The following is a 17704-nucleotide window of genomic DNA, read 5'->3' as shown; positions in this document are numbered from 1 at the left end:
AAATAAAGTCATTTCATTCAAACAAATGATTTTTTATGGTTTGAAAATTAATTTATAACCCCAAAAAAACTTTAAATATGAAACAAATTAGACTTACAAGAATTTCTTTTTTGACAACACTGTTTCTGGTGTTTTCAAATTTGATGCACGGTCAGGGACCAGTTCCCTTTACCATAAGCAATAACTCAACTTTTAATGACAACGAGCTTTATGTAGCCATCGTTGGTATTGATTATACTACCGGAAACCACGTTTGGGTAAATGCCAAAACAAGTCAGATATTGCCAATGAGCGCCTCTTACAATACCGTTACAGGACCAACGTATGGCGGAAATACAGGGCCGGGACAAAACTCAAAATATGCCGCTTGTTTTACAAAACTGAGCGAAATTCCAAACAAAACCTTTACACTGCCTTTAATCGCAGGCTGCAGGGTTTTTATTTCAAAAGGTTCACAACTGTATTTTTACTTTTTTGGTGCCAATGGAGCACCTTCCGGATATGCATCGCCAAATCCGCAAAATTCGACAGATCCAAATCAGGGCATTTTGTATGAAATGATCGAATTAACAAACAATCAGTACGGTTTCTTTGGAAATCCAACCAGAGTAGATTCGTATAAATACCCAATGGGACTTGAATTGTTCGGAGCAAACGGTTACCAGAAAAAAGTTGGGGATTTAAAAAAACATGCTGACATCGTTGCCGCTTTTAAGGCGAATGTTCCGGCAGAATTTCAAGGCTGTGTTAATGACGCAACGGGTGAAATTACAGCTCCTTCTAAAACACCGGCTTTCGCCGAAGGATCAGGACCATATGCAAACTACTTAAAATCGTATATCGATGCCATCTGGAATAAATACAAAAATGAAGATTTAATTTTTTATGCCGGAGACGCAGGAGTTTTTAAAGGAAGAGTTATCGGAGAACAATTAGAAATGGTTGGACAATCTGGCGGATTCACAGGCCGTACAGGCCGCGTTCAAAACAGACCAAGCACGCAGGAAGCACTTGAAGGAAAAGGTGTTCTGGACAGAAGACTGGTAGACGGAGATTTGGACCTGGTGATTCAGGCACAATTAACAGCAGCCATTAACAGACATGTTGTAAATGTGACAACTCCAAATCCGGGTCAGCAAAACTGGTACGATGCATCAAAATATTATCAGGTAAACCCAACCAATCATTATTCTAAATTCTGGCATTTACCGGGAATTAATATTGATAATCTGGCCTACGGGTTTGCTTATGATGATGTTGCAGATCAGTCGCCATCACTTCATACACCACAGCCAACCAAAGTTATTGCTGTTTTTGGAGGATATGCAGGAACAGTACCTTCTGTACCGGCAACTACAGATGTCGTTACTGTTTATAAAGATTGCAACTACACCGGATTTTCTGGCGGATTAACTATTGGAGATTATAATTTGGCCCGTCTAAATACTTTAGGCGTTTCAAACGATGATATTTCTTCACTTAAAGTTGCAAAAGGATTTCAGGCAATTTTGTATCAGGATGATAATTTTACAGGAACTTCAACCGTAATCAATTCTGATAATACGTGTCTGAACACTACCTGGAATGATAAAGTAACCTCTATTCGTATTCTCGCAAACGGAGTTACCACTTTAGGAAATCAAACTTTCTTTTTACAAAACAGAAACAGTAATTTAAATATGGATGTTTGGAGTGCAAGTACTTCCAACGGAGCAAATGTGGCACAGGGAACTCCAAACTCGGCAAACAACCAAAAATTTACTTTCACACATTTAGGTGATGGTTTGTATAAGATTATTGCAAATCACAGCGGACAATCTTTGGATATCAATAATTTCAATAAGGATAATGGTGCCAATGTTGAGCAATATCCATACAATGCTACACCAAACCAGCAATTTGTATTGGTTGCTACAGGCGACGGATTTTATAAAATCGTAGCCAGACACAGTGGTAAACTAATAGAAGTTGCAGGTGCAAGTACTGCAAATGGTGCCAATGTACAGCAATGGCAGGATAACGGACAAACTTGTGCACAATGGAAACTGGTTCCGGCTACAAGTTCTCAGACTTCTGTATTAATTCAGGCAGAAGATTATTCTGCAATGAGCGGAATTCAGATTGAAGCTACCACAGATACCGGAGGAGGTTCTAATGTTGGTTACACAGAAACAGGTGACTGGATGGCATACAACAGTATTATTTTCCCTACTACAGGTTCTTATTTAATTGAATACCGCGTGGCAAGTGCTGTGGCAGGAGGTAGATTATCTTCTGACTTAAACGGAGGAACAATTCTGTTAGGAAATGTAGATATACCAAATACTGGCGGATGGCAAAACTGGCAAACCGTTTCTCAAAGTGTGAATGTAAATGCAGGGACTTATAATTTCGGAATTTATATTCAGAATACAGGAATGAACATCAACTGGATTAAAATTACAAAAGTGGGTGCAGCTGCAAAAACGGCTTCTGTAAAAACGGTAGAAGAAGAACCTGCTGCTGAGCTTAGTATTTATCCAAGCCCGGCAGAAAACACTCTTTTTGTAACTACATCTGTAAGCGGAGAAAAAGTAAGCATTGTTGATCAGACAGGAACTGTTGTTTCTGAACAGAAAATCAATAATAACAGTATCGATGTTTCACGTCTTAGAACCGGAATTTATTTTGTGGTTTTCGAAAAAGACGGTGCAAAAACGGTAAAACGTTTTATCAAAAAATAATTTCAGAATAAGTAAAAGCCCTGAAAATTTTCAGTTGAACCTCTTCAGGGCTTCACTTTAAAAGCAATAATTAACCCCTACTATTAACTATTGAAAATTGAACATTATGAAAAACAATTACAAAAGAATGCCGCTAAAATGGATTATCATTTTAGTGCTTGGAGTTTTCAACCTGTCGATTGCCCAGAAAAAAGTAATCGCTTATATTCCCAACTGGATTGATTTGAACGCCTTTTCAGGCACTATCCAGTACAGTAAATTAACGCATATAAATATTGCGTTTGAGAATCCTGATGCAAACGGATATCTGTCTTTTAACTCAGGAAGTAATACTATAATAAATGCAGCCCATGCCCAGAATGTAAAAGTTTTTGTTTCTCTTGGTGGAGGGGCTATTTCAGAAGGAGGAGCCATTCGTGACAATTATTTTAATTTGATTACGCCAGCCAACAGAACAGCTTTTATTCAGAAAATTTACGATTATGTTGTAGCGCATAATTTTGACGGAGTTGATGTTGATTTAGAAGGCCCGGCCATAAATAGTGATTACGGAGGTTTTGTAATTGCTTTGGCCAATAAGCTTCATGCCAATGGAAAATTAATTACAGCAGCGCTTTCAGAAGGATATGGTGGTGCCAATGTACCTTCATCTACTTTTGCAGCGTATGACTGGATCAATATCATGGCGTATGATGCAACAGGTCCGTGGGCTCCGGGAAACCCGGGTCAGCATTCTCCTTACAGCATGGCAGTTAACCAGTTTAATTACTGGACAGGAAGAGGTTTACCGGCAAGTAAAGCGGTTATCGGACTTCCATTTTACGGATATGGCTTTGGAGCATCAGCAAATCAGGGAATTTCATTTGCCAATATCGTAAACCAATATCCGGGAGCCGAAAATGTAGATCAGGTAGGAAATACTATTTATTATAACGGAATCCCGACAATTAAGGCAAAAACGACTTTTGCGATTCAAAATGCAGCTGGTGTCATGATTTGGGAATTATCTCAGGATGCAACAGGTTCAAAATCATTACTTACAGCAATTGATCAGGTGGTTAAAGGAAGCAACCCTCCGGTAACGGGAACTTTGATTCAGGCAGAAAATTATTCCTCAATGAGCGGTGTTCAGACAGAAGCGACAACCGATACAGGCGGAGGATTGAATGTTGGTTATGCTGATACAGGAGACTGGATGGCTTATTTTAATATCAATTTTCCAACATCGGGAGCTTATGTAATTGAATACAGGGTAGCGAGTGCGGTAAACGGAGCAAAATTATCATCTGATTTAACAGCAGGAGCTATTCAGCTGGGAGCTGTAAATGTACCAAATACAGGAGGATGGCAAAATTGGCAGACCATAACCCAAACGGTAAATGTAAATGCAGGAACATATAATTTCGGTATCTATATCCAAAGCTCCGGAGTAAATTTAAACTGGTTCCGTATCACCAAATCAGGTTCAGCTTTGGCAGCAAAATCAGCACCTGCAGTTACAGACAAAGTAGAAAGCTTAACCATTTATCCAAACCCGACAGAAGAAACACTTTTCTTTTCTGCAGAAGTTTCAGGAGCAAGTGTGAGTGTTATTGATTCTCAAAGTGGTGCAGCGGTTTCTCAGCAAACAGCCAATAACAACAGTATTAATGTTGCAGGCTTAAAAAGCGGAATCTATTTGATTTTGGTAGAAAAAGACGGAATCAAAACAGTAAGACGTTTTATAAAGAAATAAGCTAACATGAAGAAATATATAATAGCCTTAATTAATTTAAGGCTACTCTTATTGGTATTTATTTTCTTTGGTTTAAGCTGCCATGCCCAGGTTATAATGTTTGATGATTTTAATTATTCGGGCAATAATGATCCGCAATTGACATCATTCAATAAATGGCAAATTGTTAATGGAGTAAGTGGACCACCGGAAGGAGCCACATATAGCAGAAATAATGTAGCTTTTATTACAGACCCTGATAATGCTGCTAATAAATTAATGACATTAAAAACAACTGTTAATGGTCAGACAAAAGGGGTAACACATTCCAGAATCGAAAGTTCTTACGAATATTTTGAAGGAACTTATGCGTCGAGAGTGTATTTATCAGATGAATCTTTTGCAAGTAAAGACGCCAATATACAAACCTTTTTTACGATTGTAAGTTCGGCTCTTGCGCAGGATGGTTCAAAGTATAGCGAGATGGATATCATAGAGTATATGGCTGCAGATAAGTGGGGCGTTTCTCCAGACAACAGAGTGGGGTATACCACTTCTTATCACAAATATATTGCAAATCCATGGACACCCTGGAAAACCTATTCTACCCAGCAAAAATCATTAGCCGGGTGGCATACTTTTATTGCTACCTGCACAGATGGTGTGAATATCAGATATTATATGGATAATATCCTCATTGCTACTCACTCTGTTACCGATAGCGAAACTCAGGCAGGCCTTTCGGTTTATCCGAGAAGTACCATGCAGGTGGCATTCGCAAACTGGATTTGGAATAATGTATTAGGAACCAGCACCAGTAACAGAGAGAATACTTTCATGGCAGACTGGGTTTTATATTATAAAAATACAGCATTAGACCTGACACAGATTAATACTTTGGTTACCAATTACAGAGCACAAGGATTGAAAAGAAGAAATCTGGCAGGGCAAACATTTTATGAAACACCACAAAATGGCGTTGCCACAGTTTATAAGGATTGTAATTATACCGGATATGCTGTTAGTTTGCCAGTCGGCAACTATACTTTAGCCGATTTGCAGGCAAAAGGAATTTTAGATAATGATATTTCTTCACTAAAAGTGCAAAATGGTTATGAGGCAGTGCTTTATGCAAACGATAATTTTTCGGGTGCTTCTACAATTATTAGCGCAGATGATACTTGTTTGGTAGACAATAGTTTTAATGATCTGGCTACTTCAGTAAGAGTTCGTGCCATAACAAATTCTTCGTCAGTATTGATCGAAGCAGAGAGTTATGCCAACATGAGCGGAATCCAAACCGAAGCAACCACAGATACCGGCGGCGGATTAAATGTCGGTTATGCAGATACGGGTGACTGGATGTCTTATAATACGATTAATTTTCCAACATCTGGTTCTTACCTCATTGAGTACAGAGTTGCCAGTGGTGTTAGCGGGGCAGTTATTTCTTCAGATTTAAGTGCAGGAGCGATTCAGCTTGGTTCTGTTAACATACCCAATACAGGCGGATGGCAAAACTGGCAAACAGTATCTCAAACCGTAAATGTCAATGCCGGAACTTATAATTTCGGAATCTATATTCAGAATACGGGTGTGAATCTAAACTGGTTTAGAATTACGAAAACAGCTTCTGCCTTGGCTGCAAAAACAGCTTCAACAGACAAAATCGAAAGTCTGACTGTTTATCCAAACCCAACAGAGCAGACACTTTTCTTTTCTGCAGAAGTTTCCGGAGCAAACATAAGAATTATTGATTCTCAAAGTGGTGCAACGGTTTCTCAGCAAACTGCCAATACTAACAGTATTGATGTTGCCGGCTTAAAAAGCGGAATCTATTTGATTTTGGTAGAAAAAGACGGAATTAAAACCGTAAGACGTTTTATTAAAAAATAATTTTTTCAGAAATCACTATTTCTTCTCACAGAAGAGATAGTGATTTCTTTATACATCGTAACCCCAAATCTTAGATAAATTATGAAAAACAATTACAGATTACGATTAAGCTTATTGGTGTTTATTGCCTTTAGCAGTTTTGCAATTGCGCAGACTTCTTTAGGCACGAGCAAAACTTTTATGAACAATCTAAAGAAAGAACTTGTTGTTTCAGCAACTTCAAAAAGTGCAGAAAAAACAGTCTTGCTTGAGGTTTCCAATTCCAAAAAATTTAATGGAAAAATCAATTTTAAAGAATCGAATGCTTCAAGTGAATTTTTAATCGGAGAAATTAAAAATATACCAGAATCTTCTTTTTTCATTAAAGTAAAAGACAAATTACTTGAAGGCCATATTCTTTTAAAGAAAACAAGAGAAGCCTACAAATATTATTCTGATGCTGCAGGAAATGCTTTTGTAGAAAAAGTAGATATCAATACTTTGGTTTGTATTGATTACAAAAACGTTCCTTCAAAAGCAGCAAACAAAACCGCAGCTGTTGCAGCTCAAATTGCTCCGGCTCTGCTGGACCTGCAAAGTTTACCGGGCGCTGCAGGTTGTGTTATGCTGGATTTTGACGGCTATTATATGCCGGCAGGAAACCTTTGGAATAATGGTAATGCAATCAATGCTGCTGCATCCGGAATGAGCGATGCAGCCGTACAACAGCACTGGGAAGTAGTTTCTGAGGATTACAGAGCTTTTAATGTAAATGTAACAACCAACGAAGCTGTTTTTAATTCGTATCCAAGAAACAGAAGAATGCGTGTTGTAGTAACACCAACCAATACAGCAGCTCCGGGCGCAGGAGGTGTTGCTTACATTGGTTCTTTTAACTGGGATAACGATGTACCTTGTTGGGTATTCATCACTTCAGGAAAATCCGGAGGAGATGCTTCTTCTCATGAAGTCGGGCATACTTTTGACTTAGGCCATGACGGACGTACCAGCCCTGCAGAAGATTATTTTGTAGGTCTGGACGGAACAGCATGGGCACCAATCATGGGTGCAGGATATTACAGACCTGTTGTACAGTGGAGTAAAGGAGAATATAATAATGCCAACAACAAACAAGACGATGTGGCTATTATTGCCAGCACAAAATTTGGTGTAGGATTCAGAGGAGATGATTATGGTAATAATACGGCTTCTGCAGCTAATTTGGATTATAACGGAAGCGGGGGAATTAATCAGAAAAACGGAATTATTTCCAACGAAGCCGATTATGACTTTTTTACGTTTACAACCGGAGGCGGAAATGTTTCTATTAATGCCAATACAGTTTCAAGAGATGGAAATCTGCACTTGCTGATACGATTATACAACTCAGCAGGAGCAGAAATGGGAACCTATTGGAATTCTGATCCGTTTGCTTTGAATGCTTCTATGAATGTAAACTTACCAGCCGGAAAATATTTCATAGGCGTTGATGGCAACGGGGCAGGAAACACAGGAGTCGGAGGTTATTCTGCTTATGGCTCTATCGGAAGTTATTCTATTACAGGAACAATTCCGCCGGGAGGAAATATCAGCCCTTCAACAGACGTAATTACAGTTTATAAAGATTGTAATTATACCGGTTTTTCGGGCGGTTTGACAATTGGGGATTATAATTTGGCAAGACTGAATTCGCTGGGAGTTTTAAATGATGATATTTCGTCACTAAGAGTTACTCAGGGATTTCAGGCGATTTTATATCAGGATGATAATTTTGCAGGAACTTCAACCGTAATCAATTCTGATAATTCATGTTTAAATACAACCTGGAATGATAAAGTAAGTTCTATTCGTATTATTGCAAACGGAGTTACCACTTTAGGAAATCAGACTTTCTTTCTCCAAAACAGAAACAGCGGTCTCAACATGGATGTCTGGAATGCCAGTTTGTCTAACGGTGCAAATGTAGCGCAGGGAACTGTAAATACAGCAAACAACCAGAAATTTACTTTTACGCATTTGGGCGACGGTTTGTATAAGATTATTGCAAACCACAGCGGACAATCTTTGGATGTCAATAATTTTAATAAAGCAAACGGTGCCAATGTAGAGCAATATCCGTATAACGGAACTACAAACCAACAATTTATTTTGGTAGCTGCAGCCGACGGATTTTATAAACTTGTGGCCCGTCACAGCGGAAGAATTGTTGAGGTAGCCGGAGCAAGTACAGCAAACGGTGCCAATGTACAACAATGGGACGATAATGGTCAGACTTGCGGACAATGGAAATTGATTGCAACAACGACATCACAAACTTCTACATTAATTCAGGCTGAAGATTACTCAGCAATGAGTGGTATTCAGGTTGAAGCCACGACAGACACTGGTGGAGGTTCAAACGTGGGTTACACTGAAACCGGTGACTGGATGGCGTATAATAATATTAATTTCCCAACCACAGGATCTTATTTAATCGAATATCGTGTTGCAAGTGGAGTAGCAGGAGGAAGGTTGTCTTCTGACCTAAACGGCGGAACAACCATTTTAGGAAACGTAGATATTCCAAATACAGGAGGCTGGCAAAACTGGCAGACTGTAACACAAACGGTTAGCGTAACTGCAGGCACTTATAATTTTGGTATCTATATCCAGAATACCGGAATGAACATTAACTGGATCAGAATTACCAAAGTGGGCGCAGGAGCTCCTGCCGCTACAATTGTCGAAGAAGAAACAGAAGCTGTTGCCTTAAATGTTTACCCAAACCCAACGTCAGACGTATTATTTTTTACAACTGATGTTACTGGCGGTACTGTCAGCGTAGTTGATTCTCAAACCGGAAGTTTGGTTGCCGCACAAAAAATAAATGACAATAGTCTGAATGTTTCAGCATTAAGACAGGGAATTTATTTTATTGTTTTTGATAAAGACGGAAAACGTACCGTGAAACGCTTTATTAAGAAATAGGTTTTTTTTTGAATAGTGAAAAGGCTGCCGTGATTGGCAGCCTTTTTTTATAAAAAGAATTCAAAAGTATTTTACTTTTTAATTTTATCAAGTTCTCCAATAAACGGAATTTCATCCTGAACAGAAGATCTTACTGTGGTTTGAAAATATTGTTCTAACTGAATGAATTTTGCAGCGTTTATAGAGCCTATTGCTTTTTTTGCTTTGCCATAAGCTTTTGATAAAAGTTTTTCGAAATCGACATTATTTTTCAGATTGTTTTTTGCGAGCTCATCTGCTTTTTCATCTGTAATGTTGTCATAATTGGTAGCGTAGTCGCTTATGATCTGCATTTTTTTCTGTCCCAAAGCTTTGCGTTCTGCTTCATAATTATCATAAACAGCCTGAAATGCGGCTGCCTGAGGTTCGGGTAAATTGAGGTAATCCCTAATGATATCACCTTTTGATTTGCCGTAAAGACTTTGAACAAGTGCGACATCATCTGCAGATTGAGCAAATGAACTAACTGAAATGATAATGGCTAGTGATAAAAATAATTTTTTCATAGTTGCTGGTTTTATTTAGTTGAAAACATGTATTTATTTAGTAAAATCATAACTTAAAGTTGCCCCTAACCCAAATTGAAAGGTTGAAACATAATCAGTTACACCAATAACGCCATAATACGTCCAGTAATAACTATTACCGACTGCAGCAGCCATCGATTGTAAATAAGCATTTAAATTGATAGACAAAGGCGAAGCAGTTTTGATTTTTACGCCTCCTTTAACCTCCCAGGCAAAGTAAGTTCCACTTCCGCTTTGAGGTGTTTCCAAAATGGCAATACCTGCACCTGCACCCAAATAGGGCAGCACTTGCGAACCCACATCAAAATAGCGTGTATAATCAAGAAGAATGTAATTTACTGCGCCTTTGTCGTCTCCGGCATTAAGCTGGTTTCTCATAGGTCCGTACAATGGCAATTTGGTATCCAGCCTGTTGTATTTTAACTCTACAGAAGTATTGTTAATAAAAAAATATTCCAAACCGGCTCCATATTCAAAACCATCTTCGACATATCCGTACGAATTGTTGTATTCTACCTTATCTGAAAAGGTGTAGCCACCGTATAAATTAAGCAGAAATGAATTTGAATTTTGGGCCTGCACCGCAAGGGAAAATAAAGAAAGACTGAGTAAAAAATGATACTTTTTCATGATTTTAGTTTTTAATTTGATTTGTAATTAGCTCATGTAAAATGACTTAATAGGGAATTCTGAAATTATAAATCAAAATTAATTTTACTTTCAAAAAAAAAATAATTAAACGCGTCAAGTTGGTTTCACTTTACAAAATGAAACAAGATTGTAGTGAAATCAGTCAATTTTGAGAAAAAATAGCCGTTTATAATATATGTTATACCGAAAGCAGTTTTATTAAAACAAAAAGTTCGCAAAGCATATTAAACTTTGCGAACTTTTGCGTAAGCCTTTGCGCTCTTTTACGGTAAAAAACTTTGCAGTTAAGAAAAAACGTTGCGTTTAAAATTTCTCCATCCAAAACCAATTAGCAATAAATTGAAAATGAATAAAGGAAGAAAAGCTTTTGCAAAACTTATTTCTGATTTGTCGCTAAAAGTTTCTACCTTGAATTTTGACCAGTTTTCCTGATCTACAGGAGCATTATCAAATATCTTGGGATAGAAATACAAACGCAGTTTTTCGTGAAAATCTTTTGTTTCTTTCAAAAACAGAAGCTGGTTTCCTAAATCAGATTTAGCAATTTCATTCAGTTGGATTTGTGTATGCAAAGTCGGAATAAAGAGTGCTATAAACTGACTTGCCTCGTTTCTTTGTACCAGTTTTGCCGCCAGTTCATTTGATTGTTTAGCCGAATCATCATCACCGGCCTGTTGCATCGCATAATACCAAAGCCAGCTAAATTCAGCCTCAGGCAAAGAATAGCTTTTAAACTGCGGATAATGGGCATAAAACTTATCCATGGTTATTTTTTTATCCATGTCCCATTTTTCATGATAAGCGTTTCTTTGTTTCACCGTTAATTCCAAAGCTTCGGGAACCGGATATTTATTGACAATATACGTGTTGATTGCTGCCGGTAAAATGATGATAAAAAACAACCAGATTGTTAGTAAGATAACAGCATTAAAATTGGAATTCTTTTGCAGAGAAACGATAAAAAAACAAACGGCAAACCAAAAAAGGATATATAAAATTCCCAATCCGAAAAAAGCAAAAAAAGCGCCGTCCAGCGGAATATTCAAAACCAAAACTGCTGTAAAAAGTAAAAGGCTGAAAAGTGCCATTAAACTTAAAATTCGGATATAGAACAATTTTACGATATAGAAAAAGGTATTCCCAGTCTGGGTCGCTACAATTTTCCAGGTTCCGCTTTCCTTTTCTTCTGAAATTATATTATATGTAAAAGCGATAATTAAGAGTGGAAAAAGATATATCAGCACAAAACTGAAATCGATATTTCCCGACAAAAGATTATTCGGATTATTGAGTTCTGCATCATATTTCTGCGCTTCAAGACCACGAATAGTAACACTCTGAATCGATGGGTTTACATCTCGCTGACCAATTGCCAGACTGTTTACAGGAAAAGTTTTATTGACCAAGGAAAACTTTACATAGTAGAGCAGAAGTCCAACCTCGTCCTTATGAAACGCCGCATTTCTCGCAATATGTTCTTTTTGATAAACGGCTGCTTCGGTTATATTCTGATTTTGTTTTTCCTGAAACTGTTTTCCGGTCAAGAGGCTTATAAAACCTATTAGCAAGAGAAAAATCAAACCAATTTTGGTTCCTTTTGATCGTATGAAATTTTTAAATAATAATACTAACATATTAAATTGCTTTAAGGTTTTTGGCCGCGATTCTAATGGCTGTAAACAAAAGGATGATCCAGAGAATGATTGAGATAATGGAGATAATTTCGCTTTTTAAAACTTCCCGGATTCCTTTTGGTTTATAATGAAATTCTTCTACATCTGCCCAATGTTCCTTGTTGATTGTTTGTGGTTTATCTTTTTCGCCGGGTTTTTTGTTACTGATGTATTTAATCTGCAAACCATTCATTTTTTGAGCCATCATATAACGATAATCCTCTGCTTGTTTCTGAAAATCGATATAAGAATCATAATCGGTATTGGATAATCCCATAGACAGGTTTTTCATCGCTACATACGGATTGAAAAAGGCAACTGCTTTTGAAAAACTATTTTGTTTATCATAAATCTTCAACAACTCTTCAAGATGTTTTTTATAAATCTGAGAACTGATTTTTTCTCCCTCAGTCATGATAAACCCGGAATAATTAAAAGGTAGTTTCTGAACCGAATCGACTTTGTAGACCGTTAATAAAGAATCTTTGATTGCTTTGTAATGCGGATCGTTTGGGTTATGATTGTCACCTTGTTTGAGGATATCTTTCTCAATGTCGCTGTTAAACTGAATTTTTGAAGGAGCTTCATACAAATACGCGCCAATTGCCTGTGTTGTTCTCGGTAAAATAATCGTAAAGATCAGCCAGATCCCGATTAGGGAAATCAAGGCTTTCTTTGAAGTTTTGCTTGAAGCTGAAATCAAAACAGCAATAACGCAAAAGAATATCAGATAGATAAAATGGAATACGATAAAGAACAGCATCTTTAGGGTTTCATCAGCAGAAATACTAAAGTTTTGTAGTAATAACCAAATCAAGATGAGGATAACAATTGTAGGAATAAAAAGCAGCATTATAACAGAAGCAACCCCCAGAATTTTACCAAACAACAGCTGTTTCCAATTGATTCCCTGGCTCAAAAGCAGTTTTAAAGTTCCATTTTCACGTTCGTAAGCAATTGAATTAAAACCCAGGAAAAAGATTAACAGCGGAAGCAAAATCTGCAAAACCATCGCAATACTTATTTCTCCAAAACGGAGCATACTGTTTGAAAAACCTGCTTCAGAAAAATTGGCGGTATTTTGTTTGTGTGCCTCAAGAAAAATGGCATTCCCAAAAAAAGGTTCCATTCCGAATTCAAAAACACTCAAAGAAGTGCTTTTACGAAACGCAAAGTTTCCGTAATGCGCCATTCTGTGCGGGTTTTTATCCGGATTATTCAGCCAGTCTTCTCGTGATTCATGTTGGTATTTTTCGCTGGTTTCATTTTGATTAGTATAATTTTCCCAACCCGAAAATGCGGCATAAAGCAATAAAACTCCAATAAATAAGGTAATAATAAATACAGCAGGATTTTTAAAAACAGATTTTTTGAAATGCCTGCTTATAAGGATTTCAATATGTAAAAATTTCATATAAACTAAAATTTATAAGTTATGGTCAGTGTAAAATTTCTCGGTGCCCCCGGAAATAATCTCAAATAATTCTGAGCACCCAGCCAATACGTTTTGTTTAATAAATTACCTGCATTCAAAGCAATCTGTATGTTGCTGTTATTTGGTTTGTAATATACAGCGGCATCAAAAACTGTAAAATCAGGAAGCGTAAAATCCCTTGTAAACCAAGGTACTTTACTGCTTTGATACTGCATTCCCAGCCCAACTCCAAAATCTTTCAGAGCAGAATCAGCACCAAAATTGTAACGTGTCCATAAATTGGCGCTGTTTTTTGGTGTATTTTGCTTTCTTGCACCGATCAAAGAAGTATTCTGATCGTTGGTAATTTTGGCATCGATATAACTGTACGAAGCATTTATTTGCCAGTCCGAAGTAATATAGCCCGCCAAATCACATTCAAAACCACGACTGCGTTCTGCACCTCTTGTTACCAATAAATCCGGATTTTCGGGGTCGTTGGCATTCATCAGAATATTGCGCTGATTAATTTCATAAACAGCCGCATTAAAACTCATGGAGTTATTCAGAAAAGTCGTTTTCAGACCAAATTCTTTCAGATTACTTTCAAGGGGATCAAACAAACTTCCGGCAGGCAAAGTTCCCGTTTGTGGCATTAAAGTCACAGTATTTGATTGTGGCTGATAGCCTTCCAGATATGTTGTATAAACATTTATGGCACTATTTACAGCATAAGTTACACCAACACGGGGCAGCAGCGCCGATTTCTCAACAATCAGTTCATTGTTAGTTTTATAATTGGTGATGTCTTCAAACCATTCGTTTCTTAATCCCAATAAGAAGGTGAATTTTTCCCACTGAATCTGATCCTGAATATAAATCGCATTTGTAGTGGTCAAAGCCGATGGCAACGCAGTCCTGACATTCAAAATATAATCTTCCGGCGTTCTCATAGCATACGACGGATTATTTAAATCAAAGAAATTTACGTTTGGCTTTGGTACAATTACACCGTTAATAGTGGTTGTCTGATAATTATCGGCATTGGCCAAAACAAACGAACTGGCTACAGAACCGTCTTTGAGCAGATAACCTCTCGCGGCATTCTGCCCACCGCCTTTATTTTTGTTCCAACTGCTTAAATCATACCCTGTCAATAATTTATGATTGAGTTTTCCGGTTTTGAAATCAAAATTAAAATAAGCACTCAAATTATCAATATCCCAATATTGCTTACGCTGTACAAACTGCATCATGGCCAGGCTCGTTACCGGCTGGTTATTCATGTCGACAGCAAAACCATTTGTAGTTCTGTGTTCCTGAAGGTCTTCTGTCCAGGTTTGTTTCATATAAGTCGCATTAAATCCAATTTTAGAGTTGAATTTATGGGCAAAATTGGTCGTGAGGATCATTTCTTTCGATTTAAAATAATCTCCTGAGGCACCTAAGTTTAAGCTTATTGGTGTCTGATGCAAATTGGTGACTCCCGCAATAGCCCCGAAAATCGGCTGGCCACGATCCAGAACTCCGGTCATGTCACTCAGGATCAATTCGGTATTAATTGCTGTTTTTTCATTTGGAATATAACTGAAGGAAGGAGAAATCAGAAAAGATTTATTTCCCGCTAAGTCACGAAATGATTTTGCATCCTGATAAGCAGCATTTATACGATAAAGAAGTGTTTTGGATTCATTTGCAGGTCCTGTAAAATCTAATGCGCCGCGCAAAGTACTAAAACTGCCCACACTTAAACTCACTTCTTTTCGGTCTGCAGCCAAAGGTTTTTTTGTAACCAGATTGATACTCCCACCGGGGTCTACAGACGAAAAAGTTGCGCTGGACGGGCCTTTGATTACTTCTACACGCTCAATATTAGTGGTTAAAGGCTGGAGGAAATAATACTGACGTGTTCGCATCCCGTTAATAATCTGGCCTTCTTCATTCTGGCTGATTCCGCGAATAGTATATTGATTATAGTAACTTGCCGGAATTACCCCGCTGGACATTTTTACGGCATCTGCCAAATAAAATGCGCCTTTGTCGGCAATTAATTCTTTTGTTACTGTTGAGATTGATTGCGGAATATCTTTGTTTAAAGAAGCTGTTTTTGTTGCGGCAAAAGAATAATCACTGTTATATTTTTTTGTAGAACGGCCCACAATTTCAACTGTTTGCAGCTCATTCAGATTAGTCTCCATTTTTATAGTAAGAAATCCGGAATCCGCATTAATTTGCTGTGTTTTATATCCTGTAAAACTTATTTCCAGCAATCCGTCACCTTCAATGCTAAAATTTCCGTCGCGGTCTGTGGTTGTATTTTTGCCGGAATTAAGTACTTTTATATTTGCACCGACAACAGCCTCCTGCGTATTCTGATCTATGATTTTCCCGGTTATGGTTTGAGACTGGGCATAGTTTACGCTAAATATTAAAAAGAATAATGAAAATAAGTGTTTCATTTTTATGTTGATGGAAATCATTATTTCCTTTATACGGTTTGTAAGTACAAGTTTTCCAGTTCGTTTGCCGAGATTTTATCTGCCTCTATAATCGTTACAAGATTTCCTTGTTTCATGATTCCGATATGTGTGGCCACTTCCCTCGCTCTAAAAATATCGTGTGTCGCCATTAAAATAGCCGTTCCGTCTGCCGATAATTCTTTTAGGATTTGAGAGAATTCATTAGATGCTTTTGGATCAAGCCCACTTGTAGGTTCATCTAATAATAAAACTTTGGCTTGTTTTGCGATTGCAATTGCAATTCCCACTTTCTGGCGCATTCCTTTTGAGTAACCGCCAAGATTCTGGTCGTGCGCATTTGCTTGCAAAACTGCTTTGTTGAGGAAATAAGTCAATTCTCCGTCAGAATATTTAAAACCTGCCAGTGACGAGAAAAATTTCAGGTTTTCTATACCGCTCAGGTTTGGATATAACATGACTGTTTCTGGAATATACGCCACATGTTTTTTGGTTTCCTGCCCATTTTCGGTAACCGAAATATCGTTTATTTTTAAGGTTCCGTTACTAGGTTCAATAAAGCCTAAGAAAAGATTTATGGTAGTGGTTTTTCCTGCTCCGTTTTGACCTAAAAGAGCAAAGATTTCTCCTTTTTTTATTGTTAAGTTTAAGGCATTCAAAGCAATATGATCGCCATATTTCTTTGTAAGGTTTTCAGCTATAAGCATAATATGAATTTGGTTTTGTTTGATTTTAAATAAATTGCAACAAAAATTTTGACGAGGCATAAATACCCCGAACCTGATTTTTGTTTATTCTGGTGAAATGGAAATTGTCTGCTACTGATTTTTTTACTGAAATAAATATTCGGTCCGATTGCGAAATGCTTTTTTTTGCCTTATCCTGAAATTGAAAAGTTCAGATAAAACAGCAAAATAAGAGTGTCTCTTACCTGATATTATAACAGGCAAAAGATAAATTGAGCATTAAAAAAATGTAGTAGATTATACCATAGCAGGAGGCGCCCTAAGGGCAAAAAGACTACCCTTAAAAAAAGTGGAATATGTTTTTGTATAAAAGAATACAAACGAAGCTCCTTTACTTATTTTATTGAAAAATAAAGCCTGAAAATTATTGGGTACAAAGGTGCTGAAAGCAAAATGACAAACATGACAGTTATGCTCTGCTGCATGACTGTGTGTTATTTGTTTTTGATGTGGAGTATATTTATGTTCGCAGTGTTTCTCACTTATCTGTTTAAAAATATGCTCGTAAGAATCTACAGTCTGAAACAGCATTGAAAACAATACGGTAAAAGACATTAAAACATTAATAAGTAGAATTCTTCTCTTCATTATTGATTATAAACAAGTTGCTTTTTTTTTTTAGACTTAATCAAACGCAACTTTGTTGCAAATATATAAATCTAATTGGCAATTCCGTTACGTTTGATTTTTATTTTTTTCGTCATTTCGTATAATGAAAAAAATATACTGAGGATATAGGCTAATACAAAACGAGTTACATATATAACATTTAGCTCGTTTTATGTTTCAAAAGAATTCAAATACCTCAATACAGATAGTTAACTCATTGTTTTTATTTAGAATGGTTAAAAATAATTTGGTTTAAAACATATTTGAGTTTACTTTTGCCACGAATTTA

At 37.1% G+C, this 17704-nt stretch carries 11 protein-coding genes; 4 read left to right on the top strand and 7 right to left on the bottom strand.

Annotated features, from left to right (window positions below):
• Positions 1-77 precede the first annotated feature (77 nt).
• The 4 genes from JOD96_RS05390 to JOD96_RS22415 all read left to right on the top strand — a co-directional run bounded on the left by JOD96_RS05390 (position 78) and on the right by JOD96_RS22415 (position 9279).
• Entirely contained in the window at positions 78-2723 is a 2646-nt protein-coding gene (locus JOD96_RS05390) for a beta-1,3-glucanase family protein (protein WP_209563245.1), read from the top strand.
• 106 nt (positions 2724-2829) lie between these two features.
• A complete protein-coding gene (locus JOD96_RS05385) occupies positions 2830-4458 on the top strand; it encodes a glycosyl hydrolase family 18 protein (protein ID WP_209563244.1) in 1629 nt (542 codons plus the stop codon).
• Between the two features lie 6 nt (positions 4459-4464).
• Positions 4465-6333, top strand: coding sequence for a carbohydrate-binding protein (locus tag JOD96_RS05380; RefSeq protein WP_209563243.1), 1869 nt, complete (start codon positions 4465-4467; stop codon positions 6331-6333).
• A gap of 81 nt (positions 6334-6414) precedes the next feature.
• Positions 6415-9279 (top strand): RICIN domain-containing protein, encoded by a 2865-nt coding sequence (locus tag JOD96_RS22415; protein ID WP_245188352.1) that lies wholly within the window; start codon positions 6415-6417, stop codon positions 9277-9279.
• A 71-nt stretch (positions 9280-9350) separates the two neighbouring features.
• Here the strand turns inward: JOD96_RS22415 and JOD96_RS05370 are convergent, their stop codons facing one another.
• From JOD96_RS05370 to JOD96_RS05340, 7 genes are all read right to left on the bottom strand, one after another.
• Entirely contained in the window at positions 9351-9824 is a 474-nt protein-coding gene (locus JOD96_RS05370; RefSeq protein WP_209563242.1) for a hypothetical protein, read from the bottom strand.
• A gap of 33 nt (positions 9825-9857) precedes the next feature.
• Entirely contained in the window at positions 9858-10475 is a 618-nt protein-coding gene (locus tag JOD96_RS05365) for an outer membrane beta-barrel protein (protein ID WP_209563241.1), read from the bottom strand.
• A gap of 305 nt (positions 10476-10780) precedes the next feature.
• On the bottom strand, positions 10781-12130 hold the full coding sequence (locus tag JOD96_RS05360; RefSeq protein ID WP_209563240.1) for a DUF3526 domain-containing protein: 1350 nt from the start codon (positions 12128-12130) through the stop codon (positions 10781-10783).
• A gap of 1 nt (position 12131) precedes the next feature.
• Positions 12132-13583: an ABC transporter permease gene (locus tag JOD96_RS05355; protein ID WP_209563239.1), complete on the bottom strand. Its 1452-nt coding sequence runs from the start codon at positions 13581-13583 to the stop codon at positions 12132-12134.
• Between the two features lie 5 nt (positions 13584-13588).
• Positions 13589-16042: a TonB-dependent siderophore receptor gene (locus tag JOD96_RS05350; RefSeq protein ID WP_209563238.1), complete on the bottom strand. Its 2454-nt coding sequence runs from the start codon at positions 16040-16042 to the stop codon at positions 13589-13591.
• Between the two features lie 29 nt (positions 16043-16071).
• On the bottom strand, positions 16072-16767 hold the full coding sequence (locus JOD96_RS05345) for an ABC transporter ATP-binding protein (protein ID WP_209563237.1): 696 nt from the start codon (positions 16765-16767) through the stop codon (positions 16072-16074).
• A gap of 276 nt (positions 16768-17043) precedes the next feature.
• A complete protein-coding gene (locus JOD96_RS05340) occupies positions 17044-17394 on the bottom strand; it encodes a hypothetical protein (RefSeq protein ID WP_209563236.1) in 351 nt (116 codons plus the stop codon).
• Positions 17395-17704 lie beyond the last annotated feature (310 nt).

The organism is Flavobacterium sp. 1355 (assembly GCF_017833415.1).
In the GTDB taxonomy this organism is placed as follows: domain Bacteria; phylum Bacteroidota; class Bacteroidia; order Flavobacteriales; family Flavobacteriaceae; genus Flavobacterium.
Note: the sequence above shows the minus strand (reverse complement) of the source record. Positions and strands in the feature narration are given on the sequence as shown.